Annotated in this window: 25 protein-coding genes and 1 pseudogene; 20 read left to right on the top strand and 6 right to left on the bottom strand. The window is 68.4% G+C overall.

The genetic code is table 11. The annotated features are described in order from the left end of the window. Window positions 1-85: 85 nt before the first annotated feature. On the top strand, window positions 86-1,582 hold the full coding sequence (locus RCO27_RS13930; RefSeq protein WP_309003300.1) for a CoA-acylating methylmalonate-semialdehyde dehydrogenase: 1,497 nt from the start codon (window positions 86-88) through the stop codon (window positions 1,580-1,582). 101 nt (window positions 1,583-1,683) lie between these two features. Here the strand turns inward: RCO27_RS13930 and RCO27_RS13925 are convergent, their stop codons facing one another. Next, complete coding sequence (locus RCO27_RS13925) at window positions 1,684-2,025, bottom strand: GIY-YIG nuclease family protein (protein ID WP_309003299.1); 342 nt, start codon at window positions 2,023-2,025, stop codon at window positions 1,684-1,686. Window positions 2,026-2,140: 115 nt separating this feature from the next. Between RCO27_RS13925 and RCO27_RS13920 the strand changes: the two genes are divergently transcribed. From RCO27_RS13920 to mmsB, 7 genes are all read left to right on the top strand, one after another. Further along, window positions 2,141-3,088 carry a polysaccharide deacetylase family protein gene (locus tag RCO27_RS13920; RefSeq protein WP_309003298.1) on the top strand — a complete coding sequence of 316 codons (948 nt, stop codon included), beginning with the start codon at window positions 2,141-2,143 and terminating at the stop codon, window positions 3,086-3,088. Then, a complete protein-coding gene (locus tag RCO27_RS13915) occupies window positions 3,085-4,227 on the top strand; it encodes an acyl-CoA dehydrogenase family protein (protein ID WP_309003297.1) in 1,143 nt (380 codons plus the stop codon). The genes RCO27_RS13920 and RCO27_RS13915 overlap by 4 nt, the downstream gene beginning before the upstream one ends. Next, window positions 4,224-5,333, top strand: coding sequence for an enoyl-CoA hydratase/isomerase family protein (locus RCO27_RS13910; protein ID WP_309003296.1), 1,110 nt, complete (start codon window positions 4,224-4,226; stop codon window positions 5,331-5,333). The genes RCO27_RS13915 and RCO27_RS13910 overlap by 4 nt, the downstream gene beginning before the upstream one ends. Then, window positions 5,330-7,081 carry an alpha/beta fold hydrolase gene (locus tag RCO27_RS13905; protein ID WP_309003295.1) on the top strand — a complete coding sequence of 584 codons (1,752 nt, stop codon included), beginning with the start codon at window positions 5,330-5,332 and terminating at the stop codon, window positions 7,079-7,081. Before RCO27_RS13910 ends, RCO27_RS13905 begins: the two co-directional genes overlap by 4 nt. Window positions 7,082-7,184: 103 nt before the next feature. Next, window positions 7,185-7,961: an enoyl-CoA hydratase gene (locus RCO27_RS13900; protein WP_309003294.1), complete on the top strand. Its 777-nt coding sequence runs from the start codon at window positions 7,185-7,187 to the stop codon at window positions 7,959-7,961. Window positions 7,962-8,064: 103 nt separating this feature from the next. Next, the gene (locus RCO27_RS13895) at window positions 8,065-8,871 is read left to right on the top strand and encodes an arginase family protein (RefSeq protein WP_309003293.1); all 807 of its coding nucleotides are present in this window, start codon (window positions 8,065-8,067) and stop codon (window positions 8,869-8,871) included. Further along, on the top strand, window positions 8,868-9,803 hold the full coding sequence (gene mmsB / locus RCO27_RS13890; RefSeq protein WP_309003292.1) for a 3-hydroxyisobutyrate dehydrogenase: 936 nt from the start codon (window positions 8,868-8,870) through the stop codon (window positions 9,801-9,803). The genes RCO27_RS13895 and mmsB overlap by 4 nt, the downstream gene beginning before the upstream one ends. On the opposite strand, the gene glpK is transcribed toward mmsB, so the two are convergent. After that, the gene (gene glpK, locus RCO27_RS13885) at window positions 9,800-11,263 is read right to left on the bottom strand and encodes a glycerol kinase GlpK (protein ID WP_309003291.1); all 1,464 of its coding nucleotides are present in this window, start codon (window positions 11,261-11,263) and stop codon (window positions 9,800-9,802) included. The genes mmsB and glpK overlap by 4 nt on opposite strands. 111 nt (window positions 11,264-11,374) lie before the next feature. Here glpK and RCO27_RS13880 point away from each other — a divergent pair, with 111 nt between their 5' ends. After that, the gene (locus tag RCO27_RS13880) at window positions 11,375-11,635 is read left to right on the top strand and encodes a hypothetical protein (RefSeq protein WP_309003290.1); all 261 of its coding nucleotides are present in this window, start codon (window positions 11,375-11,377) and stop codon (window positions 11,633-11,635) included. 10 nt (window positions 11,636-11,645) lie between these two features. Further along, window positions 11,646-13,124, top strand: coding sequence for a glycerol-3-phosphate dehydrogenase (gene glpD, locus RCO27_RS13875; RefSeq protein ID WP_309003289.1), 1,479 nt, complete (start codon window positions 11,646-11,648; stop codon window positions 13,122-13,124). Between the two features lie 277 nt (window positions 13,125-13,401). On the opposite strand, the gene RCO27_RS13870 is transcribed toward glpD, so the two are convergent. Continuing rightward, window positions 13,402-13,953 carry a PadR family transcriptional regulator gene (locus RCO27_RS13870; RefSeq protein ID WP_309003288.1) on the bottom strand — a complete coding sequence of 184 codons (552 nt, stop codon included), beginning with the start codon at window positions 13,951-13,953 and terminating at the stop codon, window positions 13,402-13,404. A gap of 122 nt (window positions 13,954-14,075) precedes the next feature. On the opposite strand from RCO27_RS13870, the gene RCO27_RS13865 reads away from it, so the two are divergent. After that, window positions 14,076-14,933, top strand: coding sequence for an NAD(P)H-binding protein (locus RCO27_RS13865; protein ID WP_309003287.1), 858 nt, complete (start codon window positions 14,076-14,078; stop codon window positions 14,931-14,933). 28 nt (window positions 14,934-14,961) lie between these two features. Here the strand turns inward: RCO27_RS13865 and RCO27_RS13860 are convergent. Continuing rightward, window positions 14,962-15,219, bottom strand: a pseudogene (locus RCO27_RS13860) (NRDE family protein); the annotation flags it as partial. Window positions 15,220-15,338: 119 nt separating this feature from the next. Here RCO27_RS13860 and RCO27_RS13855 point away from each other — a divergent pair. The 7 genes from RCO27_RS13855 to RCO27_RS13825 all read left to right on the top strand — a co-directional run bounded on the left by RCO27_RS13855 (window position 15,339) and on the right by RCO27_RS13825 (window position 21,628). Beyond that, on the top strand, window positions 15,339-16,658 hold the full coding sequence (locus RCO27_RS13855; RefSeq protein WP_309003286.1) for an MFS transporter: 1,320 nt from the start codon (window positions 15,339-15,341) through the stop codon (window positions 16,656-16,658). Window positions 16,659-16,729: 71 nt separating this feature from the next. Further along, the gene (locus RCO27_RS13850; protein WP_309003285.1) at window positions 16,730-17,086 is read left to right on the top strand and encodes a GFA family protein; all 357 of its coding nucleotides are present in this window, start codon (window positions 16,730-16,732) and stop codon (window positions 17,084-17,086) included. Window positions 17,087-17,147: 61 nt separating this feature from the next. Next, entirely contained in the window at window positions 17,148-18,185 is a 1,038-nt protein-coding gene (locus RCO27_RS13845) for a bifunctional helix-turn-helix transcriptional regulator/GNAT family N-acetyltransferase (protein ID WP_309003284.1), read from the top strand. Between the two features lie 20 nt (window positions 18,186-18,205). Continuing rightward, window positions 18,206-19,276, top strand: coding sequence for an AraC family transcriptional regulator (locus RCO27_RS13840; RefSeq protein ID WP_309003283.1), 1,071 nt, complete (start codon window positions 18,206-18,208; stop codon window positions 19,274-19,276). A gap of 65 nt (window positions 19,277-19,341) precedes the next feature. Then, window positions 19,342-20,058, top strand: coding sequence for a CPBP family intramembrane glutamic endopeptidase (locus RCO27_RS13835; protein ID WP_309003282.1), 717 nt, complete (start codon window positions 19,342-19,344; stop codon window positions 20,056-20,058). A 74-nt stretch (window positions 20,059-20,132) separates the two neighbouring features. Beyond that, window positions 20,133-20,444, top strand: a complete 312-nt coding sequence (locus RCO27_RS13830; protein ID WP_309003281.1) for a PadR family transcriptional regulator — start codon at window positions 20,133-20,135, stop codon at window positions 20,442-20,444. Beyond that, window positions 20,441-21,628 (top strand): hypothetical protein, encoded by a 1,188-nt coding sequence (locus tag RCO27_RS13825; protein ID WP_309003280.1) that lies wholly within the window; start codon window positions 20,441-20,443, stop codon window positions 21,626-21,628. Before RCO27_RS13830 ends, RCO27_RS13825 begins: the two co-directional genes overlap by 4 nt. Here the strand turns inward: RCO27_RS13825 and RCO27_RS13820 are convergent. Beyond that, a complete protein-coding gene (locus RCO27_RS13820) occupies window positions 21,574-22,851 on the bottom strand; it encodes an aspartyl protease family protein (protein ID WP_309003279.1) in 1,278 nt (425 codons plus the stop codon). The two genes, RCO27_RS13825 and RCO27_RS13820, sit on opposite strands and share 55 nt — an antisense overlap. 116 nt (window positions 22,852-22,967) lie before the next feature. Between RCO27_RS13820 and RCO27_RS13815 the strand changes: the two genes are divergently transcribed. Then, window positions 22,968-23,456, top strand: a complete 489-nt coding sequence (locus RCO27_RS13815; RefSeq protein ID WP_309003278.1) for a hypothetical protein — start codon at window positions 22,968-22,970, stop codon at window positions 23,454-23,456. Window positions 23,457-23,464: 8 nt separating this feature from the next. Continuing rightward, a complete protein-coding gene (locus tag RCO27_RS13810) occupies window positions 23,465-23,674 on the top strand; it encodes a helix-turn-helix transcriptional regulator (RefSeq protein WP_309003277.1) in 210 nt (69 codons plus the stop codon). Between the two features lie 3 nt (window positions 23,675-23,677). On the opposite strand, the gene RCO27_RS13805 is transcribed toward RCO27_RS13810, so the two are convergent. Then, the gene (locus RCO27_RS13805; RefSeq protein ID WP_309003276.1) at window positions 23,678-23,857 is read right to left on the bottom strand and encodes a hypothetical protein; all 180 of its coding nucleotides are present in this window, start codon (window positions 23,855-23,857) and stop codon (window positions 23,678-23,680) included. Window positions 23,858-23,903: the final 46 nt, after the last annotated feature.

The following is a 23,903-nucleotide window of genomic DNA, read 5'->3' as shown; positions in this document are numbered from 1 at the left end:
AAATATGCAGCTTCGGCCTGCAGGTCTACCTGTTGCCTGCACGCATGCGCGGGCGCATAGCGGCGCGCGATCAGGAGACTCCCCCATGCGCAACATCGACCATTTCATCGCCGGCCTGCCCTTCGCCTCGGGCGAGCGTCAGGGCGACGTGTTCAATCCGAGCGAGGGCGCCGTCCAGGCGCAGGTCCGCTTCGGCAGCGCCGCCGATCTCGAAAAGGCGGTCGCCGCCGCCCGCGAGGCCTTTCCCGGCTGGGCCGCGACCAATCCGCAGCGCCGCGCCCGGGTGATGTTCAACTTCAAGGCGCTGGTCGAAGCCAATATCGACGATCTCGCGCTGCTGCTCGCCTCCGAGCATGGCAAGGTCGTCGCCGACGCCAAGGGCGACGTGCAGCGCGGGCTCGAGGTCATCGAATATGCCTGCGGCATCCCGCACGCGCTGAAGGGCGAATATACGATCGGCGCCGGCCCCGGCATCGACGTCTATTCGATGCGCCAGCCGCTCGGCGTCGTCGCGGGCATCACCCCGTTCAACTTCCCGGCGATGATCCCGATGTGGATGTTCGGCGTCGCCATCGCCTGCGGCAACACCTTCATCCTGAAGCCGTCGGAGCGCGACCCCTCGGTGCCGGTGCGCCTCGCCGAGCTGATGAAGGAAGCCGGCCTGCCGGACGGCGTCCTCAACGTCGTCCATGGCGACAAGGAGATGGTCGACGCGATCCTCGACCATGACGACATCAGGGCGATCAGCTTCGTCGGCTCCTCCGACATCGCGCAGTACATCTATTCGCGCGGCACCGCGAACAACAAGCGCGTGCAGGCCTTCGGCGGCGCCAAGAATCACGGCATCGTGATGCCGGACGCGGACCTCGACCAGGTGGTCAACGACCTCGCCGGCGCGGCCTTCGGCTCGGCGGGCGAGCGCTGCATGGCGCTCCCGGTGGTCGTGCCGGTCGGCGACAAGACCGCCAATGCCCTGCGCGCCAAGCTCATTCCCGCGATCGAGGGCCTGCGCGTCGGCGTCTCGACCGATCCCGATGCCCATTACGGCCCGGTGGTCAACGCCGCCCACAAGGCGAAGATCGAAAGCTATATCCAGATGTGCGCCGATGAGGGCGGCGAGCTGGTGATCGACGGCCGCGGCTTCTCATTGCAGGGCCATGAGGAGGGCTTCTTCATCGGCCCGACCTTCTTCGACCATGTGAAGCCGACCTTCCGCTCCTATCGGGAAGAGATTTTCGGCCCCGTCCTCCAGATGGTCCGCGCGCCGGATTTCGAGAGCGCGCTGAAGCTCCCGAGCGAGCACGATTACGGCAACGGCGTCGCCATCTTCACCCGCAATGGCCATGCGGCGCGCGAGTTCGCGGCGCGCGTGAATGTCGGCATGGTCGGCATCAACGTGCCGATCCCGGTGCCGGTCGCCTACCACACGTTCGGCGGCTGGAAGCGCTCGGGCTTCGGCGACATCGACCAGCACGGCCCGGAGGGCGTGCGCTTCTGGACCAAGAACAAGAAGATCACCCAGCGCTGGCCCGACGGCAGCGCGACGGGTGAGAATGCGTTCGTCATCCCGACCATGGGATGAGGCGTAGGTGCTGGTAAGTTCGCTACGTCATCCTGACGAAAGTCAGGACCCATGAACACAGAGCCCGCGAGTTCGCACAATCCGTGTTCATGGATCCCGAATCAAGTTCGGGATGACGGCTTCAGCGTCGACGGATGTGGTTTCACCGGATCGAAGCCGAGTTCCACAGCCCGATCTTCCCAGAACGGATTACCCTCCTCGATCAGCGCGACCTTCCAGGCACGCCGCCACGCCTTGAGTTGCTTCTCGCGAGCAATAGCCGCGCCCATGTCGCCGAACATCTCGAAATGGACGAGCCGGTGAACCACGTACTGCGACGTAAAGCCGGGCGTCGATCCGGTCCGATGCCGGTGCAACCGCCCCATCAAGTCCGAAGTCACGCCAATGTAGATCGTCCCATGCCGCCGGCTGGCGAGTATATAGACGCAAGGTTCTCGGGACATCCCCCACTCCGTCATCCTGACGAAAGTCAGGATCTATGAACACGGATTGGTCGAGCATGACAACACAGCGTTCATGGATGCTGAATCAAGTTCAGCATGACGGTAGAGGCCAAGCGTGAGCTTTTCGTGCATCCTTCTCACCTTCCTCGCGACATGCCTGCTCGTCGCTTACCCCGCCGCGGCCCAGAAGCGCATCGCGCTCACCTTCGACGACGTCCCCCGCGCCCGCGATTCCTTCCTGACCCCGGACGAGCGCACCGAGCGGCTGATCACCGCGCTGCGCGAGGCGCGTGTGCCGCAGGCGGCCTTCTTCGTCACGACCGGCAATCTCGACGGCGCCGATGGCGCCGGCGGTGAAGCGCACATCGCCGCCTATGTCGCCGCCGGCCATGTCATCGCCAACCATTCGCACAGCCACCTCTGGGCGACCCGCACCCCGGTCGCCGACTATCTCGCCGATCTCGACCGCGCCGACCGCTGGCTGGAGGGGCGCCCCGGCTACCGGCCCTGGTACCGTTTCCCCTTCCTCGACGAGGGCCGCGACACGCCGGAGCGCCGCGATGCCCTGCGCGGGGGCCTCCGCGAGCGTGGTCTTCAGAGCGGTTATGTCACCGTCGACAGCTACGACTGGTATCTCGACCAGCTCGTCGACCGCGCCGCCGCGGCTGGCGCGGCGATCGACCGCAATGCGCTGCGCGATCTCTATGTCGAGATGATCGTCGGCGCGGCGGAGTTCAACGAAGGCATCGCCCGCGAGACGCTCGGCCGGTCGCCGGCCCATGTGATGCTCCTCCACGAAACCGATCTCGCCGCGCTCTACATCGCCGATGCGGTCGCGGCGCTGCGCGCCCGTGGCTGGGAGATCGTCAGCGCCGACACCGCCTTTGCCGACCCGATCGCTACGGAAGAGCCTGATTCGATGTTCCTCGGCGGCGGCCGCATCGCCGCCCTCGCCAATGCCCGCGGCCGTCCCCGCGCCGGGCTCGTGCCGCGCTGGAACGAGGAAAGCGTCATCTCGGCCCTGTTCAACGAACGCGTCCTTCGCCAAAGGGTATCGCCATGAGCCAGTTCGACCTCACCGACGAGCAGCGCCAGATTCAGGAAATGGCGCAGCAGTTCACCGCCGATGCGATTACGCCCCATGCCGCCGAATGGGACGAGAAGCACATCTTCCCGCGCGACACGATCCGCGCCGCTGCGGAGCTCGGCTTCGGCAGCATCTATGTCGCCGAGGAGTCGGGCGGCATCGGCCTCGGCCGGCTGGAGGCGGCGCTGATCATGGAGGCGATGGCCTATGGCTGTCCCTCGACCAGCGCCTTCATTTCCATCCACAATATGGCGTCCTGGATGATCGACCGCTTCGGCACGCAGGCGGTCAAGGACAAGTATCTGCCCTCGATGGTGACGATGGAGCGGATCGGCTCCTATTGCCTCACCGAGCCCGGCTCGGGCTCCGACGCCGCCGCCCTCAAGACGCGCGCGGTGAAGGAGGGCGACCACTATGTCGTCACCGGCACCAAGCAGTTCATCTCCGGCGGCGGCGAGAACGAGGTCTATGTCTGCATGGTCCGCACCGGCGTCGACGGGCCCAAGGGCATCAGCTGTCTGGTGATCGAGAAGGACATGCCGGGCGTCAGCTTCGGTGCGCAGGAGCGCAAACTGGGCTGGCATTCGCAGCCGACCGCGCAGGTCAATTTCGACTCGGTCCGCGTGCCGGCGGAGAATCTCGTCGGCGGCGAGGGCGAAGGCTTCCGCATCGCGATGATGGGTCTCGACGGCGGCCGCCTCAACATCGGCGCCTGCAGCCTCGGCGGCGCCCAGCGCTGCCTCGACGAGGCGGTGAAGTACACCAAGGAGCGCAAGCAGTTCGGCGCGGCGATCGCCGATTTCCAGAACACCCAGTTCATGCTCGCCGACATGGAGACCGAGCTGCAGGCGGCGCGGATGCTGCTCTATGCCGCCGCGGTGAAGGTCACCGAGAATGCGCCGGACAAGACTAGGTTCGCTGCCATGGCCAAGCGCCTCGCCACCGATTCGGGCTCGTCGATCGTCGACCGCGCGCTGCAGCTCCACGGCGGCTACGGCTATCTGATGGACTATCCGATCGAGCGCTTCTGGCGCGATCTTCGTGTCCACTCCATCCTTGAAGGGACCAACCAGGTGATGCGCATGATCGTCGGCCGCGAGCTCACCCGCCAGTGAGCGGTGCCGCGCAGGCCGAGGCCGGGCCGACCTTGTCGCCGCCCGCCGAACAGAAGGTCGTCGACCGGGTCGAAGGCCATGTCAGCCGCCTGAGCCTCAACCGGCCGAAGGCGCTCCACGCGCTCGACCTCGACATGATCCTCAAGATGACCGCCTCGCTGATCGAATGGCTGCACCGGCCGGACATCGAGGCGGTGCTGATCGACCATGCAGAGGGGCGCGGCTTCTGCGCGGGTGGCGACGTCGTCACCATCGCGAAGAGCGCCAAGGGCACGGGCGAAGCGGCGCGCGACTTCTTCTTCAACGAATACCGCCTCAACCACCTGCTCTTCACCTATCCCAAGCCCACCGCGGTGTTCATGGACGGGGTCACGATGGGCGGCGGCGTCGGCATCTCGCGCCCGTGCCGCTTCCGGGTCGCGACCGACCGCACGATGTTCGCCATGCCGGAGACCTCGATCGGCCTGTTCCCGGACGTCGGCGGCGGCTGGCATCTCTCCCGCCTGATCGGCCGGCTGCCGCAGTTCCTGGCATTGACCGGGGCGCGGCTGGACGGCGCCGAATGCTTCGCGCTCGGCCTCGCCACCCATTATGTGGCCCACGAGGATGTCGACCAGCTCAAGGCCGACATCGCCCGCGACCCCGACCGGATCGAGGCCTATCTCGCTCTCGCCCAGGCACCGCCGCCGCCGGCGCGGATCAAGGAGAATCGCGACAAGATCTGCCGTCTCTTCGCCGCCGACACGCTGGAGGGCATTCTCGCCGATCTCGAGGCCGACGGATCGGACTGGGCGCTGAAGGAGCTGGCGACGCTGCGCGTCAAATCGCCGATGTCGTGCAAGGTCTCGCTGCGCCTGCTTGAGGAAGGCGCGAAGATGCGCGACTTCGCCGGCGAGATGGGCATGGAATATGCCCTCGTCGCCCATGTCGCGGCCCAGCCCGACCTCGCCGAGGGCGTGCGGGCGCTGCTGATCGACAAGGACAACCAGCCGAAGTGGCAGCCCGCCACGCCCGAAGAGGTGACGAACGACATGGTCGACGCACTGTTCGCCCCGATGCCGCCGGGCGAGGCCTGGTCGCCGCTGCCGCTGGTGCGCAACCAATGACCGACAACCGCGTCTGGAAGCTCCCCGAGAACGCCCCCGATCCGGCCGCGCTCGCCGCCGCCTGGACGCGGGTGATCGAGAACGGCCTCGCCGCGCTCACCGCCGGCGCGCAGCCGGGTGGCACCTTCGCCTTCGATCCCACCGCGCCGGGCCGGGCGATGGCCGATTTCACCGCCCAGCTCTGGCAGAATCCCGCTGCCCTTCTTCAGGCGAGCCAGGCGGCGGCGGCGGAATGGATGGAATTCTGGACCGCCGCCGCGCGGCGCGCCACCGGTCAGGCGGTCGAGCCGGTCATCGCACCGGAACGCGGCGACCGTCGCTTCATGGACCCGGCCTGGAGCGAGGAGCCGGTCTTCGATTACCTCAAGCAGGCCTATCTTCTCGCGTCGCGACAGGCCGCCGATCTGGTGAACAAGGCCCAGGGCGTCGACGAGGCCACCCGGACCCGCGCGGAATTCTACACGCAGGCCTATCTCGCCGCGCTGTCACCGGCCAATTTCGCCTTCACAAATCCCGAGGCGATCCGCCGGGCAATCGACACCGGCTCGATCAGCCTGCTCTCCGGCCTCGCCAACCTGCTCGCCGACGCCGCGACCGAGGCGAAGCTGCCGGTCCGCCGCGCCTCGGCGGAGTTCGAGCTCGGCAAGGACATCGCCGCCACACCCGGCAGCGTCGTTTTCCAGAACGAGTTGATGCAGCTCATCCAGTACGCGCCGGCGACGGACGAGGTGTACAGGCGCCCGCTCCTCTACGTTCCGCCGCTGGTCAACAAATACTACCTGCTCGACCTCCAGCCGCGGTCGAGCCTGGTCCGTTGGCTGGTGGAGCAGGGCCACACGCTCTTCGTCATCTCCTGGGTCAATCCTGGCCCGGAGCTCGCCGACAAGGGCCTCGATGCCTATCTCGACGAAGGTCCGCTCGCCGCGCTGGACGCGATCGAGGCCGCGACCGGCGAGACCGAAGTCGACCTGTTCGGCTTCTGCATGGGCGGCACGCTCGCGGCGATGGCGGCGAAGCGCGCCGCGCCCGGCCGGATCGCGTCGCTGACCACGATCGGATCGATGTTCGACTTCTCGAACATGGGCCAGTGGGCGACCTTCCGCGAATCCGCCCAGCTGGAAGCGATGGAACGCCATCTCGACGCCAAAGGCGTGATGGCCGCGCACGAGATGCAGGCGCTCTTCTCGGTGGTCCGCGCCAACGATCTCATCTGGTCGTCCGTCGTGAGCCATTACCTGCTCGACAAGCAGGCACCACCCTCCGACATCCTCCACTGGTTCGCCGACGGCGCCCATATCCCCAAGGCCTTCCTGCTCGACTGGGCGAAGCGCATCCTGGTCGGCAACGAGCTGACCGCGCCCGGCGCGCTGGCGTTCGACACGCCCGCGATGGTGATTTCCTTGAAGGACGACCACGTCTCCGCCTGGCAGGCGACCTATGATGGCGCGAAGCTGCTGGGTGGCGAGACCCGTTTCCTGCTCGGCGGCTCCGGCCACAATGCCGGCGTCATCAACCCGCCCGCCGCCAACAAGCACGGCTACTGGACCAATGCCGAGATGCCCGCGGACGCCGAAGCCTGGCTGGAAGGCGCCATCCGTCACGATGGCTCCTGGTGGCCGGAATGGCAGGCCTGGCTGGTCCGTGACCCCGGATCGGGGTCCGGGGTCGGCGCCGCCGCGAAGGTGAAGGCCCGCAAGCCGAAGAAGGAAATCGAACCGGCGCCCGGCAGCTACGTGCGGATGCGCTAACCACTCCCGTCATCCCAGCGAAGGCTGGGATCTCACTTCCCTTCGGAAGGCGGGAAAAGAACAAGGGAGATTCCAGCTTTCGCTGGAATGACGATGGGAAAGAATGATGGCCTACGAAACGATCCTGGTCGAACAGCGCGGCGCGGTGACGCTCGTCACCCTGAATCGCCCGCAGGCGCTGAACGCGCTCAACTCCCAGGTGCTCGCCGAACTGATCCATGCCTTCGCCGCCTATGACGCGGACGCGAGCCAGCGCTGCCTCGTCCTCACCGGCTCGGAAAAGGCCTTCGCCGCCGGCGCCGACATCAAGGAGATGCAGGCGCAGGGCTTCGCCGCCATGTACGGCAGCAACTTCTTCTCCGGCTGGGAGAAGGTGACCGCCACCCGCAAGCCCTGGATCGCCGCGGTCTCCGGCTTCGCGCTGGGTGGCGGCTGCGAGGTCGCGATGATGGCGGACTTCATCATCGCCGGCGACAATGCCAAGTTCGGCCAGCCCGAGATCAAGCTCGGCGTCACGCCCGGCATGGGCGGCTCGCAGCGCCTGACCCACGCGATCGGCAAGGCCAAGGCGATGGAGATGTGCCTCACCGGCCGGATGATGGGCGCGGAGGAGGCGGAGCGTTCCGGCCTCGTCGCCCGCGTCGTCCCCGCCGCCGACCTCATCGCCGAGGCGCTGAAGACCGCCGAGACGATCGCCGCGATGGGCCCGCTCGCGGCCATCGCCAACAAGGAGATGGTCAACGCCGCCTACGAGAACAATCTGGCGCAGGGCATCCTCTTCGAGCGCCGCCTGTTCCACGGCCTGTTCGGCACCGCGGACCAGAAGGAAGGCATGGCAGCGTTCGTCGAGAAGCGCCCGGCGGAGTGGACGGGGAAGTAGCGTCATCCCGGCGAAGGCCGGGATCCCGACGGGCGAAAAGCTCGGCGTACAACCCCATTGAGACCCCAGCCTTCGCTGGGGTGACGAGGAGGAACGGAAGACGTTGGCAACATTCGATCTCGCGCTCGCCTTCCCCCAATGGCAGGGGTCGGGACGGCACCAGAATCTGCCGCGTGGCGCGGCGGCGGCAGCGGAGGTGTGCGGCCGCTACGCCCCGCGCGCCGATGTGCCGCTGAGCGACAGGACCGGGGACGCGCATGGCGTCCGCCGCTGGGGTGCGCTCTTCGACCAGTTCCGGAGCGCGCAGGACATCCTCGCCCGCTCCGGCGCGCAGCGGGTGCTGACCGCCGGCGGCGACTGCGCCGTGGACATCGCCGTGATCGACCATCTGGGCCGCACCCATCCCGGCCTCTCCATCGTCTGGATCGACGCCCATATCGACGGCAACACGCCGGAGACCTCGCCGAGCGGCAGCTTCCACGGCATGCCGGTCGCCGCGATCCTCGGCCGCGCGCCGGAGCCGATGCGCCCGCTTCTCGGCGTGCCGGTGGATCCGGCGCGCTTCCACTATTTCGGTATCCAGGTCGGCGACGAGGGCGACTGGGCGCTGCAGCGCGACTTCGCTCTCGGCACACTCGATCCCGAGGCGCTGCCGACCGGACCCGTCCACATCCATTTCGATCTCGACGTGCTCGACCCCGCCGAATTCCCGCACCTCGCCTATACCGACGGCAAGCTTGGCGTTGACGAGGCGGTCGCCCTGGTCGGCCGTATCGCGCAAAGCGCCGACCTCGTCGGCCTCACCATCACCGAATTCTCCCCCGCCACCGACGCCGATGCGCGCGACGGGGCCCGGGTCATCGCGCGGCTCTGCGAGGCGGCGCTCAGCAAGCAAGGAAAGACGTCATGAGGATTGCGTTCATCGGGCTCGGCAACATGGGCGGCGGCATGGCCGCGAATCTCGCCAGGGCGGGGCATGACGTGCGCGCCTTCGATCTTTCCGAGGACGCGCTGGCTCGCGCCGAAAGCCGCGGCGCGAAGCGCGTCGCGACGGCCGAGGAAGCGGTCGCCGAGGCCGAGGCGGTGATCACCATGCTCCCGGCCGGCAAGCATGTCCGCGAGGTCTACGAGACCAGCGTGATCGGCAAGGCGCCGGCGAGCGCCATCCTGATCGACTGCTCGACGATCGACGTCGCCACCGCTCGGGAGGAGATCGAGAAGGCGCGCGCCGCCACCTACCTGATGGTCGACGCGCCCGTGTCCGGCGGCATCGCCGCGGCCGAGGGCGGGACGCTCACCTTCATGGTCGGCGGCACCGAGGAGGCGTTCAAGCGCGCCCAACCGCTGCTCGAGAGCATGGGCAAGGCGGTGATCCACGCCGGCAGCGCCGGCGCCGGGCAGGCCGCCAAGATCTGCAACAACATGCTCTTGGGCGCGACGATGATCGCGACCTGCGAGGCCTTCGCGATGGCGAAGAAGCTGGACCTCGACCTGCAGACCTTCTTCGATATCTCCTCCAAGGCCTCGGGCCAGAGCTGGTCGATGACGAGCTATTGCCCCGTCCCCGGCGTCGGTCCCGAGACGCCCGCCGACCGCGATTATGAGGGGGGTTTCGCGGCCGCGCTGATGCTCAAGGACCTGCGCCTCGCGATGGAGGCGGCCCAGGCCGCTGATGCCTACACGCCGATGGGCGCCCGCGCTGAGGAGCTCTACACCCGCTTCGCCGAAGCACTGGGCGGCGCCGGCAAGGACTTCTCCGGCATCATCAAGATGATCGACGACAGCTGGGTGCCGCCCGAAGGCGCACACGCCCCCGCCCCGCCGATCGGTGCGAAGGTCTAGGCGAGCACCGCCGCGACGGCTTTCCGCCAGCCGGTCAGCCGGTCGGCGCGTGCGTCGGCCGCCATTGCCGGCTGGAAGCGCTGGACCGCGCCGCGCATCGTCGCCGCTTCCTCGAGTGACGCGAAGAGGCCCGCGCCCATACCCGCCAGCATCGCCGCGCCAAGCGCGGTGGTCTCGACGAAGTCCGGCCGCTCGGCCTCGACGTCCAACATGTCGGCGAGGTCCTGCGCCACCCAGCCGTTCGCCGCCATGCCGCCGTCGATGCGAAGGCGCGACCATGTCGCGCCGTCGGCCGCGAAGGCGGTCATCAGGTCGTGCGTCTGGTGCGCCATCGCCTCCAGCGCCGCGCGCACGATCTCGGCCCGCCCGGCGCCGAAGGAGAGACCCATCACCGCCCCGCGCGCGTCCGGCGCCCAGTAGGGTGCGCCGAGCCCGACATGGGCCGGGACCAGGTAGACGCCGCCATTGCTCTCGACTGCGCGGGCGATGCCTTCCGTCTCCGCCGAAGTCGCGATCAGGCCGAGCGCGTCGCGCAGCCATTTGACCACGCTGCCGGCGACGAACACCGAACCCTCCAGCGCGTAGGTGCGCGCGCCACCGAGCTGCCACGCCACCGTGCTCAACAGCCGGTGCCGCGACACCCGCGCCTCCGCGCCGGTATTGGTCAGCACGAACGCGCCGGTGCCGTAGGTCGCCTTGGTGTCGCCCGGCGCGAGGCAGGCCTGGCCGATCGCCGCCGCCTGCTGGTCGCCCGCCATGCCTGAGATCGGGATCGGCGCGCCGAACAGGTCCGTCGTCCCGATCGCGCCCGCGCAGTCGACGATCTCGGCGAGCGCCGCGCGGGGCACACCGAACAGATCGGCAAGCCCTTCGTCCCAGCGGCCCGCATGGATGTCCATGAGCAGGGTGCGCGAGGCATTTGTGGCATCGGTGACGTGCAGTCCGCCGGTCAGGCGGAACACCAGCCAGCTCTCGACCGTGCCGACGCACAGGTCTTCGCCCGCCGCGCGCAGCTCCGGCCAGTGCGCCAGCGCCCAGGCGATCTTCGATGCGCTGAAATAGGGATCGAGCAGCAGTCCGGTCTTCGCCTGCACCGCTGCCTCGTGCCCGGCCGCCTTCAGCGCCGCGCAGTCCTCCGCCGTCCGCCGGTCCTGCCAGACGATCGCACGGCCCAGCGCCTCGCCGGTGCTGCGCCGCCAGAACACGATCGTCTCGCGCTGGTTGGTGATGCCGATCGCCGCGACCCGGCCCGCGCCGCCGGCCTTCGCGACCATCTCCCGCGCGCAGGCCAGGGTCGAGCGCCAGATCTCCTCCGGATCATGCTCGACCCAGCCGTCGCGCGGATAATGCTGCGCGAGCTCCCGCCCCGCGCTCCCCAGGCACGCCCCGCCGGGCGCGAACAGCATCGCCCGCGTGCTCGTCGTCCCTTCGTCGATGACGAGGATCTGCTCTCCGGACATCGGCCCTCCCACTCCTCTTACCGTCATTCCAGCGCAAGCTGGAATCTCCCTTTTTCTGGATAAGGTGAAATGAGATTCCAGCTTTCGCTGGAATGACGTTATCGGAGTCATATGGACTTCGACGACCAGCTCCGCCGCCACTTCGGCACGACCGACCTCGAGACCCTCTCGCCCGACGCGATCTCGGCCGGGGTCGAGCGGATGCGGGTCGAATTCGGCCTCGAGAAGGACCGCAGCCGCCGCTTCGCGCTCTGGACCCTGCTCCACATGCTCGGCGCCGCCCCCGACCTCGATGTCGCCTTCACCGACGAGGAGGACCGCGAGGCCGCCCGCGACTTCATGGACATGATGGACGCGGCCGACGAGGACTGAACGCTGGCCCATGGACTCCTTCGATCTCCTCGTCGTCGGCGGCGGCATCAACGGGGCGGCGATCGCGCGTGACGCGGCGGGGCGCGGCCTTTCCGTGCTGCTGGTCGAGAAGGACGATCTCGCCAGCCACACCAGCTCTGCCTCGTCCAAGTTGATCCATGGCGGCCTCCGCTATCTCGAACAGTACGATTTCAGGCTGGTCCGCGAATCCCTCCACGAGCGCGAGGTGATGCTGCGCACCGCACCGCATCTCGTCCGGCCCCTGCGCTTCGTGCTGCCGCACCCGAGGACCGGCCGCCCGTGGTGGATGGTTCGCGCCGGGCTGCTGCTCTACGACCTGCTCGCCGGCCGCAAGAGCCTGCCCGGCTCGCGCGGGCTGAGGCGCGACGATCCCGCCGCCCGGCCGCTGAAGCCCGGCTTCCGGCTGATGTCCTACTGGGACGCCTGGGTCGACGACGCCCGGCTCGTCATCCTCAACGCCATCGACGCCCATGAGCGGGGTGCGGAAATCGCCACGCGAACCGAATTCCTCGCCGCCCGACGCGAGGGCGACGCGTGGATCGCCGGCCTCTCCGGCGGCCGTCAGGTCCGCGCCGGGATGATCGTCAACGCGGCCGGGCCCTGGGTCGCCGAAGTGCTGAACCAGCGGCTCGCCGGCGACGCGGCGGCGGAGGTGCGGCTGGTCAAGGGCAGCCACATCGCCGTCCCGCGCCTTCACGACGGCGACCAGGCCTATATCCTGCAGCAGCCCGACGGCCGCATCGTCTTCGCGCTGCCTTTTGGCGAGCTCACCCTGATCGGCACCACCGACACGCCCGTCGCCGCGCCGGAGGACACCGCGATCACGGCGGAGGAGATCGCCTATCTCTGCGTCGCCGCGAACGGCTATTTTGCCCAAGAAACCACGCCCGCCGACGTCGTCTGGTCCTATGCCGGAATCCGCGCCCTCCATGACGACGGCGCCGCGGAGGCGAGCCAGGTGACGCGCGAGTACCGGCTGGAGCTGGACCCCGCGCCCGGCGCGAAACTGCTCTCCGTGTTCGGCGGCAAGCTCACCACCGCCCGCCACCTCGCCATCGAGGCGCTCGACAAATTGGGCGTCGGCGGCCTCAAGTTCACCGCCACCTCGGCGCTGCCCGGCGGCCACATCATGCCGGGCTTCAACGCCTGGCTGGACGAGCTGGCCGCATGGATGCCCGCGCCGATGCTCGACCGCCTCGCCCGCGCCTACGGCACCCGCCTCGACCGCGTGCTCGACCGCGTCGAGAGCCTCAGAGACATGGGTCGCTATTTCGGCGCCGACCTCTACGAGGCCGAGGTCCATTACCTCATGACCCATGAATGGGCCCGCACCGCCGAGGACATCCTGTGGCGCCGCACCAAGCTCGGCCTGAAGCTCACCGCCGCCGAGCACAAGGCGCTGGCGACGTGGGTGGAGCGTGCGGCGGGGACAGAGCGCAGATCCGGCGACACGCCAACCGGGGCGTGAAGCTGATGAGTTTGTCGGGCGCGAAGGGCGTGTCGATGTGGCCGACGGACCGCGAATGTCCCAATGTTCGCAGTGGCCATAGGGGGCTGGCATCCCGGCTTTTCGGGCGACGAAGGGCGGCGAAGCGAACTTGTCAAAGAGCCGGCGGGGCGGGTTCAAAACCCGAGTCGGGTGATGGTGTCAGACGAAAACCTATTTGTATCCAACAACCGGAGATGGCGGCTTCAAGCTCATGGCAGACATCGGCGGATGCGCCCATGCGCTTCACTCTTCGCTGTCAATCCCGGGTGAAAGAATACTCGCCCCGTTCCAGGCGTTCGATCAGACTGCGCGACCACTCGGCGTTCGCGCCGAAACTGCGGCTCCAGAGCCCGAGCAGGTCCTGGCTGTAGGGCGGCTTGTCCCGAACCGGATGATCGGACATCATGGTCTTGAGATCATCCCGCACGGCTTCCGTCTGCCGCAGTTGCTCGCGCAGCAACGCGAGAACGCGCGCGCGCGGCAGAGCCTGCATGAAGGCGAAGCCGGCTCCCAGTTCCTCGATGTCGATGCTCCGCAGCGCCCCTTCGAGATAGCCGAAGAACTCCACGTCACCTGCTGCCGTGATCTCGTAGACAGTTCTGCCGGGTCCTTCCGGGCTGCTTTCCATGCCAGCCGTGCGGAGCTTGCCCTCCTTCGCCAGTTGCTTGAGAGCGTGGTAGAGCGACGCCGGCTTTACACTTGTCCACGTATCGATCTGCCACGAGGTCAGCTCGCGGTGCACGGCGTAGCCGTGGGCCCTGCCCAGCATGCGTACCATGCCGAGAACGAGCAATCTGACCGCAGACATGGCGTTCTCCTTCTCTGCTTCCGGCGGCCTAGTCAGCATTGACTAGAGGCCTGACCGTCGTTAATGTCCATACTACTCAAGCTTGAGTAGTTATATGAGGCGGCGCATTAGGAGAATGGCGGGTGACGATACTGGTGACTGGAGCTACAGGAAATGTTGGCCGCCAAGTGGTTCATCAGCTTATTGCGCGGGACGCCCGCGTGCGTGCGATGACCCGCAACCCGGCCAAGGCGGCCCTGCCGAGCGGCATCGAGATGGTCAAGGGCCACTTGCGCGACCCCGATACGCTCGGGACAGCCTTCGCGGGCGTCGATCGCGTCTTCCTCTTCCCGTTCGAGGGAGAGGTCGAGCGGGTCATGGAAATCATGCGCGATGCCGGCATCTGCCGCGTGGTCGTCCTCTCCTCGATGGAAGTCGACGACCAGGCCGAGGATGACGGCAGCGATTTCCAACAGACCGTCGAGCGCGCGGTCGAGCGCAGCGGCTTCGACTGGACGCATCTGCGTCCGTGCGGCTTCATGGCCAACGCGCTCGACTGGGCTGAGTCGATCAAGGCTCATGGGATCGTGCGGGCGCCGTACGGACGATCGGCGCACCCCTATATTCACGAGGCCGACATCGCCGCCGTTGGCGTCGAAGCGCTTCTCAAGGACGGACACGCGGGCAGCAAGTACAATCTGACCGGCCCCGAGCCGATCTCCCAGATCGAGCAGGTACGCGCCATCGGGAGGGCGATCGAACGCGAGATTCGCTTTGAGGAGCTCAGTCCGGGCCAAGCCCGCGAAGAATGGCGCAGCGGGGATTGGTCCTCGAGTATGGCGCATGAAGAGTTCGAGGAACTCGCCGATTGGCTTCTGGAGATCCTGGCCTCGGGCGTCGACACTCCGCGCCAGCCGCTGCCGACCGTCGATCAGATAACCGGCCGGCCGCCGCTGACCTTTGATCGCTGGGCATCGGATCACGCCGCCGATTTCCTATGAGGCTATGGGCCGAGCTGCCCTCGTCGATAGTTGCCTGCGCGCCGCGCGAGGCGCGGTCGGGCGCAGGCATTCCGAAGCCGCGCAAATTGGTCACCACCGCGAACCGCCCCGCCTCCGCCACGCCGAGCCAGGTGCCGCCTGACAGGAGGTCCCGCCCGGCGATCACCGGCCGGTCGGTCCAGCGGACAAGCGGCGCGGTCGGCCGCGCGTGCAGTTCGTCGCGGTTGCCGAACATGATCAGCGGCCAGCGCGGATGCGCGCGCCAGGCGAAGGCGAGGATACACATGGCCCGCGCTTATGGCGCAGCGCGGTTGCACTGGCGAGACGGCCCGCAGCGAAGGCCTTGCTTTTCGGCCCGCCCCGGCCGCAAGGAGGACGGACGGCAGCGTGTCGAGGCCCCATCCCATGACCCCGTTCCATCACCTGCTCGTCAACAATCTCGTCGCCAACATCACCAACTTCACCGTCTGGTTCGCGCTCACCTTCTGGACGTTCCTCGAGACCCGATCGGTGTTCGCGACCGGCATGATCGCCGGCATCTACCTCGTGCTCACCGCGGCGCTCGGCATCTGGTTCGGCAGCCTGGTCGACCACCACCGCAAGAAGGCGGTGATGATGGGATCGAGCCTCGCCTCGCTCGCCCTCTACGCCGTGTCGCTGGCCGGCTGCTGGCGGGTGCCGGAAGAGCGCCTGACCGAAGTCACGGGCGTGCCGCTCTGGCTGTTCGTGCTGGTGGTGATGTTCGGGGTGATCGCCGGCAACCTGCGCGGCATCGCGCTGCCGACCCTCGTCACCCTGCTCGTCCCCGAGGACCGGCGCGACAAGGCGAACGGCCTCGTCGGCATGGTGAGCGGGATCGGCTTCCTCACCACCTCGGCGATCAGCGGCTTCCTCGTCGCCTGGGGCGGCATGGTCGCGACGCTCGGCTTCGCGATCGTCTTTTCCGTGCTCGCCTTCTTCCAGCTGCTGTTCGTCCACGTCGACGAGCCGCGCCCCGAGGCGACGCACGATGCGCCAAAGCGCGTCGACATCGCCGGCACGATCCGCGTCGTCGGCGCAGTGCCCGGCCTGTTCGCGCTCATTCTGTTCGCGACCTTCAACAATTTCCTGGGTGGCGTGTTCATGGCGCTGATGGACGCCTACGGCCTGTCGCTGATGGCGGTCGAGGCATGGGGCCTGCTCTGGGCCTTCGTCTCCTGCGCCTTCATCCTGAGCGGCATCGTGATCGCGAAGACCGGCCTCGGTGCCAATCCGCTGCGCACGCTGCTGCTGGTCAATCTCGCCGTCTGGGCAGTGGCGATGGTCTTCACCATCCAGTCGTCGATCGTCCTGGTCGCGGCCGGCGCGTTCATCTGGATGTTCCTCGGCCCCTATGCCGAGGCGGCGGAGCAGACGACGCTGCAGAAGGTCGTGCCGTTCGAGCGGCAGGGCCGGGTCTTCGGCTTCGCCCAGTCGATCGAGCAGGCCGCCTCGCCGCTCACCGCCTTCCTGATCGCGCCGTTGACCCAGTTCGTCTTCATCCCGTTGATGACGACCGGCGCGGGCGCCGACGCGATCGGCGACTGGTACGGCCGGGGCCCGGAGCGCGGCATCGCATTGGTCTTCACCCTCGCCGGCCTCATCGGCGTGCTTGCAACGATCGTGGCGTTCAACTCGCGCTACTATCGACAGTTGTCGGCCGCCTATGCCGGCGGCGGGGCGAACGCGGCCGAGGCAGCGACCTGACGTCAGGCTGCTGACAAAAGCGGGTCGGCGTCGCCGCTAAGAGGCTTCTTTCCCATGAAGGAGACTCTCCCATGCCCCTGACCGGCAGCTGCCACTGCGGCGCGACCAAGTTCGAAACGGACCTGCGCCCGGAAATCGTGACCCGCTGCACCTGCAGCTTCTGCGCCAAGCGCGGCGCCCTCTGGATCTATGCGCGCCCGGACCAGTTCCGCCTGCTGACGCCGGTCGCTGCCGGCCGGCTCTATTCCCCGACCAATCCGGAGAATCGTCACTATTTCTGCTCGACCTGCGGCTGCGCGACATTTTCCGAGACGCCGGACTGGTCCGAGCCCGGCCGGCGCCGCATCGCCATCAGCGCCCACCTTCTCGACGAGATCGACATCCATGGTCTCCCGGTCGAGGTGCTGGACGGCAGGAACCTCTGGTAGGGACGCTCCGACGTAACACCAGGCTTGCCGGCCATTTCCATATTGGCATATATATCTCAATATGGAAAGTGCGACTCCGATCCCCGCTACGGACGTCATCATCGAATATTCCTATCATTTCCTCGGCTCGCGGCTGAAGCGGCTGGCGGAGCAGATGCAGGCCGACGTCGCCGGGCTCGGCCACCGTCTCGGTGTCGCCACCCAGCCCGGACAGTATCCGGTGCTCGCGGTGCTGGCGCGCGAGGGGGCGCGGACAATCGGGCAGATCGCCGAGGCGCTGGCGATCAGCCAGCCGGTGGTGACGAACAGCGTCAAGCGGCTACGCGACGCGGGCATGGTCGAGATCACGCCCGGCGTCGCCGATCGCCGCGAGCGGCTGGTCCGCCTGTCGCCGGCCGGGGCCCATGTCGTCGATTATTCGCAGGAGGTGATCTGGCCGGTCGTCGGCGATGCGGTGCGGGAGGTCGTCGAGGGCGTTTCGGACTCCTTCCTCGCCGAGCTCGCCATGATCGAGCGCCGCCTCGCCGAACGTTCGCTCAGCGCACGCGCCCTCGCGCACGCCCCCTGGCTCCGGATCGCCACCGACGCCGACGTACCGGCCGTCGTCGCGCTCATGAACCGCGCCTATCGCGGGCAGGGGCCGGAGGCGGGCTGGTCCACCGAGGATGGCCTGATCGCGGGCGACCGCACGACCGACGCCTGGCTGCGCCGCGATCTCGCCGAAAATCCCGACGCGCGGCTGCTGGTCTGGCCGTCGGAGGACGGAGGGGTGCGCGGCTGCGTCTGGATGCAGCCGGAGAGCGACGGGATCTGGTATCTGGGCTCGCTGACCATCGATCCCGGGGCGCAGAATGGCCGGCTGGGCCGCAAGCTGCTCGCCGCCGCCGAGCATTGGGCGGTGCTGCGCGGCGGCCACACGATCCGGATCAAGGTGCTGAACCAGCGCGACACGCTCACCGCCTGGTACGAGCGGCGCGGCTATGTCCTGACCGGCGAGGTCGACCCCTTCCCCTATGGCGCCGACCATCTCGGCACGCCGCTTCGCGACGACCTTGCTTTCGTGGTGCTGCGCAAGGAGCTGATTGCCGCGCAGGGCTGATCTCCCGATACAATGCGGGGATGGACCTGTCGCAACTCGACATCTTGTTCCGCGCCGCCGGCGCGACGGCTTTGCTGTGCCTCGCCACCCTGCTCGTGCGCGATGGCGGGTGGCGGGGCCCCGGCCTGCTCTTCGTGCCACTGGCGATCGCCCTCGCCGGCTTCCTCGCCGGCAACACGCCCGATCCGGCGCTGCGCATATCGGGCACGGCGGGCGAGGTCGCGCACATCCTCAGCGGCTATGCTGCCGCAGTCCTGTGGTGGTTCTGCCTTGCCTGCTTCGACAGCAATTTTCGACTCCGTGGGCCTGTGCTTGCGGTCGGGCTCGGCTGGATCATCATTGCCAGCGCCGACCGGGGCCTGCTCGGGCCGGCGCTCGCCGGCCTCGACCTTTCCCGCCTGCTCGTCCTCATCGGCTTCGGCATGGTCGCGCATCTCGCCTGGCGGCTGCTGCGCGACCGCGCCGGCGACCTGGTCGAGAGCCGGCGCCATGCGCGCATCCTCGTTGTCGTGCTGCTCGGCGGGCAGCTCCTGCTCGATCTCGCGGTCGATCTGCTGCTCGGCTTCGACTGGCGCCCGCGCTGGTTCGCGATGGCGCAGAATGCCGCGATCCTCGGCTTCACCCTCTGGCTGGCCGGGCGGCTGCTCCACGCCGACGTCGCCCGGCTGAGCTTCGTCGGCCCGGCGGAGGTTGCGCCGGTTCCGGCAACCGCCCCGGATGCCGATGCCGGCCTCGTCGCCCGGCTGCGCGATCTCGTCGAGGTCGAAAAGGTCCACCTCGATCCCGAGCTCGACTTCGCCGGCTTCGTGCGGAAGATGGGGACGTCCGAGCGGATTGTGCGGCGCCTCATCAACCACGAGCTCGGCCACGATCATTTCCGGTCCTTCCTGAATGCCTGCCGCACGGCGGAGGCGCGCCGCTTGCTCGCCGATCCCGCCCATGCCGGCGACAAGCTGATCGCGATCGCGCAGGACAGCGGCTTCGCCTCCCTCGCCAGCTTCAACCGGGTCTTCCGCCGGCAGGAAGGCTGCGCGCCCAGCGCCTATCGCGCGGCGAAAGCGGGTTCTGAGGAACGATCCGCCGCCTTCTGAGGAGCCGGTTCCGCCTGGCGGCCCTATCGCGCTACGGCTATCGGTACTCTCTCGGAAGGCATCAGGTGAACGGTTTCATCGGATTGATCGGAACGCTCGCGCTGCTCCTGTTGGCCGGCACCGCGCTCGGCCTCCTGCAGCGACACAACTTCTCCTTCCGCTGGCTGCTCGCCGCCGCCGCGCTCGTCGTGCTGAACGATGCGCTGCTGACGCGGGGCTACGGGTTACTACCCGACCTGCTCCCTGCCAGCGACTGGAACTGGCAGGGCAAGCTCCTCGCCCTCGCCGCGACGCTGGCGATCGCGGCGCTGCCGGTCTTCGGCTGGCGGGCGTCCGGCCTTACCCTCGCGCAGGCGCCCGGCAGCCTCGTCCGCTGCGTGCCCGTCGCGCTCGCCTATTGCCTGTTCTTCGCCGGCATCGGCTATGCCTTCCCGGTCGAGGACGCGTCGGGCGAGACGATCGCGTTCCAGCTCACCATGCCCGGATTGGAGGAAGAGCCCTTCTACCGCGGCATCCTGCTGCTCGCGCTCGACCGTGCCTTTGCCGGCCGGGTCAGGTTCCTCGGCGTCGACTGGGGCTGGGGCGCGGTCCTCTCCTGCGCGCTATTCGGCATGGCCCATGCCTTCGGCTTCTCGGACGGCCAGTTCAGCTTCGACTGGCTGACCATGGCGCTGACCGCGATCCCGTCCTTCCTCGCCGTCTGGCTGCGGCTCAGGACCGGCAGCCTGCTGCTCCCGATCCTGCTTCACAATTTCGGCAATGCGTTCCCGCTGCTGATCTGACCCGGTTCGGGCCGGCGACGGTATCATCGCAACTTTCCGATTGACTATAAGTCTACCTAGGTAGATTTACTGCCATGATGCGAAACCGTCCCCTCTCCCGCCCTGCCCGCGACGTCCTCGCCCTGATGGCGGCGGCGGGGAGCGGCTGGAGCCACGGCTACGAGCTGTGCCAGCAGGCGGGGATCAAGTCCGGCACGCTCTATCCGCTGCTCATCCGGCTGGAAGCGCAGGGCTATCTCCAGGCCGAGTGGCAGGATGCGCGGGAGCCGGGACGGCCGCCGCGCCACGCCTACCGGCTGACCGCAGCGGGGCAGCAGCTCGCGCGCGAGAACCCGCCGCTGCATCCGGACAGCAGTGCGCTCCGCCTGTCGCGGAGGCCGGCATGATCCGCCGGAGCGCCCGGCTGGCCGTCCGGCTTGCGGTCAGATTGCTGCCGCCGCAGCTCGCCGACTGGGGCCGCGCGATGGCAGTCGAAGTCGATCGCATCGATCAGGATCACGCCGCCCTGGGATACGCGCTCGGCTGCCTCGGAGGCGCACTCCGCGAAGCACTCGTTCACCCCGACTCATCATCCGGATTGGAGAAAGACCCTATGCCCGCACCCGGTCGCCCGGATCCCCGTCGCCTGGCGGTCCTCTGCGCGATCGGCGCAATCGGGCTCGGCCTCGTCTATTTGTGGGCGGCCGGCGCATCGCTCCGCCACCTCGCGATGAACGGCGGCGCGCTGGCGCTTGGACTGTTGCTGGCGGCCGGTATTTCCGGAACCCGGTCGCCCGGACGACTCGCACGGGGCGGGATCAGCGTTGCGCTTGGTGCGGTGCTGTTGCTCACCGCCCTCTTCGGCATATCCGCTGACGGAGGCGCGCGCTGGGTCTCGGTCGGCGGGCTGTCGCTCCAGCCAAGCCTGATCCTTCTGCCCGTCCTGACGCTCGAATTCGCGCGCCGGCGCGACGGGCTCTCGACGCTGGCGATCGCGGTCGCCGCCCTGGCGCTGGCGCTTCAGCCGGATCGGGCGATGGCAGGCGCCCTTGCCGCCGGCGTTGCCGCCCTCGCCATCATGCGCCCGGAGCGAAACGTGCTGCTCGCGCTCACCATGATCCTTGCCGGACTGGCGGCGACGTTGCTGCGCGCCGACCCGTCGCCGGCCATGCCGTTCGTCGACCAGATCTTCTACACGTCGTTCGAGGTCCATCCGCTGGCCGGCCTGGCCGTGCTCGGCGGCGCCGTTCTGATGCTGGTGCCCGCGATCGCCGGCCTCGTCGCCGATCCGGAGAACCGCGCCGCCTATGCGGTGTTCGGCGCGGTCTGGCTCGCGGTGATCGCCGCGGCGGCGCTCGGCAATTATCCGACTCCGCTCGTCGGCTATGGCGGCAGCGCGATCGTCGGCTACCTGCTCAGCCTGACCGGCCTGCCTGCCCGGAGCCAGAACAGGGCGGTCGATTGGGACGACGTCGCCGTGCAACCCGCGCAGGCGGACGGCGAGCGCCACCTTCGCACCCGCCTGTTTCGTCCGATTCAGTTCAGCGGCGCGCCCAGCTCCAACCGCATCGCGGTGAAGTCGAGCGTGTAACTGGCGAACCGCCGCAGCAGACTGGAGCCGAGCTGGCCATAGGATCGCGGCCGCGGCCCCTGCCCCGGGAGCGCGATCGACACTTCAGCCAGAGTGAGGGTCCGCCCGCCGACCGCGACCGGCACGTCGCGCCAGGTCGCGACCTGCTGTTCGCGCGATCCGCCCGCGCTGGCCTGACGGGTCTGCGCCGTGGCGAGCGACGCGATCACCGCCGGATTGGCCTCGGCGAACAGGGCGGAAAGGCCGCTGCGGTTGGCGCCGGTGTCGAGCAGTAGCGGCACCGGCCGGCCGCCCATCTCGGTGTCCACATACATCGCGTTGCCGGCGATGGTCATGTTGGCATCGCCGCCCGCGCCGGGGCCAGGCAGCACCGCCAGCCTTCCTGCTTCCTCCATTCTCAGCCGCCCCAGCATGCGCATCTCCGGCAGGCCGAGGATCGCCTTGATGTCATAGCCGCCCGGCACCTGCGGGAAGCTGAGCTGGGCATCGTCGATGACCAGGAAGGCGACGTTGCGCAGCGTCGTGCCGGCGATGTCGAGCCGGTCGGCGATACCGACCCGCACCGGCACCGTGCCTTGCACGCCGTTGCCCACTTCGGTTTCAGCATCGAGGACGGTGACGCCCAGCCGCCGGGCCGTCTCCGCCGACAGGACCGACAGCGCCGCACCGGTGTCGAACACGGCTTCCTGCGTCTGGCCGTTCACCGCCAGGTCGATGCGCGGCAGGCCGACCCGGTCGTAGCGCGCCGCCGCGCTGCCGGCGGCGATCGTCCCCTCGACCCGCGTCGCCGGCTGCCCGGCCAACAGGGCGGCGACGCCGCGCAGCCGCTGCAGCTCGGCCAGCTCCTCGGTGTCGCCGGTCGCGGCGACCAGCGGCTCGAGCAGAAGCGTGACGCGCTCGGCCTCGGCATAGTCGCCGCGGGCGAAAGCGTCGGTGCTGAGCACCGACAGCGCCGCCCGCCGCAACGCCGGATCGTTCCCCTCGGCGGCGAGCCGTCGCAGCGCGTCCGGGCGGGCCGGGCCAAGATCGTCCCGCGCCGCCGCCAGCCGTGCCGCGAGCAGCGTCCGCACGTCGTCGTCCGGCGCGGTCCGGGCCGCTGCGGCGACCGCCGCGATCTCGCCCCGGTCGGCCGCTTCGAACAGGTCATCCAGCGCGGCCGCATTCTGCGCCCGCGCCACGTCGGCGAGCGCAAGCGCGCCCAGCAAGACCATCCCAATACGCACACATCGGGCCATTCCCGTTCCTTTCTCTCGTCAAGACGCTTGCCCGGGGCCGCGCGAAACGCTAGCCTCGTCAAGCGAATATAAATTATCGTATTACGATAAGAAAAGGTTGTCAAATGACGAATGACATCCGTCTGGCTGCCCGCCGCCTGCGCTATGTGACGCAGGCTGGAATCGCCCTCGTTATCGGGGGCAGCATCGCGGCGGCAGGGGCTCTGGCTGCCGGCCGCGCCGATGGCCTCGGCGTTCTGCGAATCGAGACCGAAGGTCTGACACCGTGGCCGGCCGCGCTGTCGCTGCTGGCGGTCGGCATCCTGCTCGCCGCCGCTCTGCTCCAGCTCGTGCGGATGCTGCGCCAGGTCGAAGCCGGCGCCTCGTTCGCGGCCGCGCCGCTCCGCGGCTTCGCCCTCTTCCTCTTCCTTGCCGTGCTCGCCTCGATCCTGCTCGCGCCGCTGCTCGACCTCGCCTTCGGCGGGCGCCGGCTCGTTCTCGCGGTCAGCGGCGGCGACGCGCTGATGCTGTTCGTCACCGGCCTCCTGTTCTTCGTCGCGAAGCTGCTCGACGAGGCCCAGCGCGTCGCCGACGACGCCAGCCAGATCGTCTGAGGCGCGCCATGGCGATCACCGTCCGCCTCGATGTCATGCTGGCGCTCCGGAAAGCGCGGTCGAAGGATCTCGCCGCTTATGTCGGCATCACCGAGACCAACCTGAGCCTGCTCAAGTCCGGCCGGGTCAAGGGCATCCGTTTCGAGACGCTGGAGAAAATCTGCCAGTATCTCGACTGCCAGCCCGGCGACCTGCTCGTCTGGGAGCCCGACGCCTAAGCTTCAGCGCAGCTTCGAGATCTTGAGCCCGTCCGCCTTGGCGCGATCCCTGATCGATTCCTCGCTGCGGGTCATCGCCCTGGAAATGGCCTTCAGCGCCATGCCCTTCCCGGCAAGCAGATGCAGCTTCTGGATCTCGTCCTGAGTCCAGGGCTGCCTGTGCCGCTCGAACCGCTCCGCCATGTCATATCCCCCAACGAAAAAGGGCCGCCGCAGCGACCCTTCCTCT

The sequence above is a fragment of the Sphingosinicella sp. LHD-64 genome, from assembly GCF_031157375.1.
GTDB lineage: Bacteria > Pseudomonadota > Alphaproteobacteria > Sphingomonadales > Sphingomonadaceae > Allosphingosinicella.
This window is presented reverse-complemented; position numbering and strand designations above follow the sequence as displayed.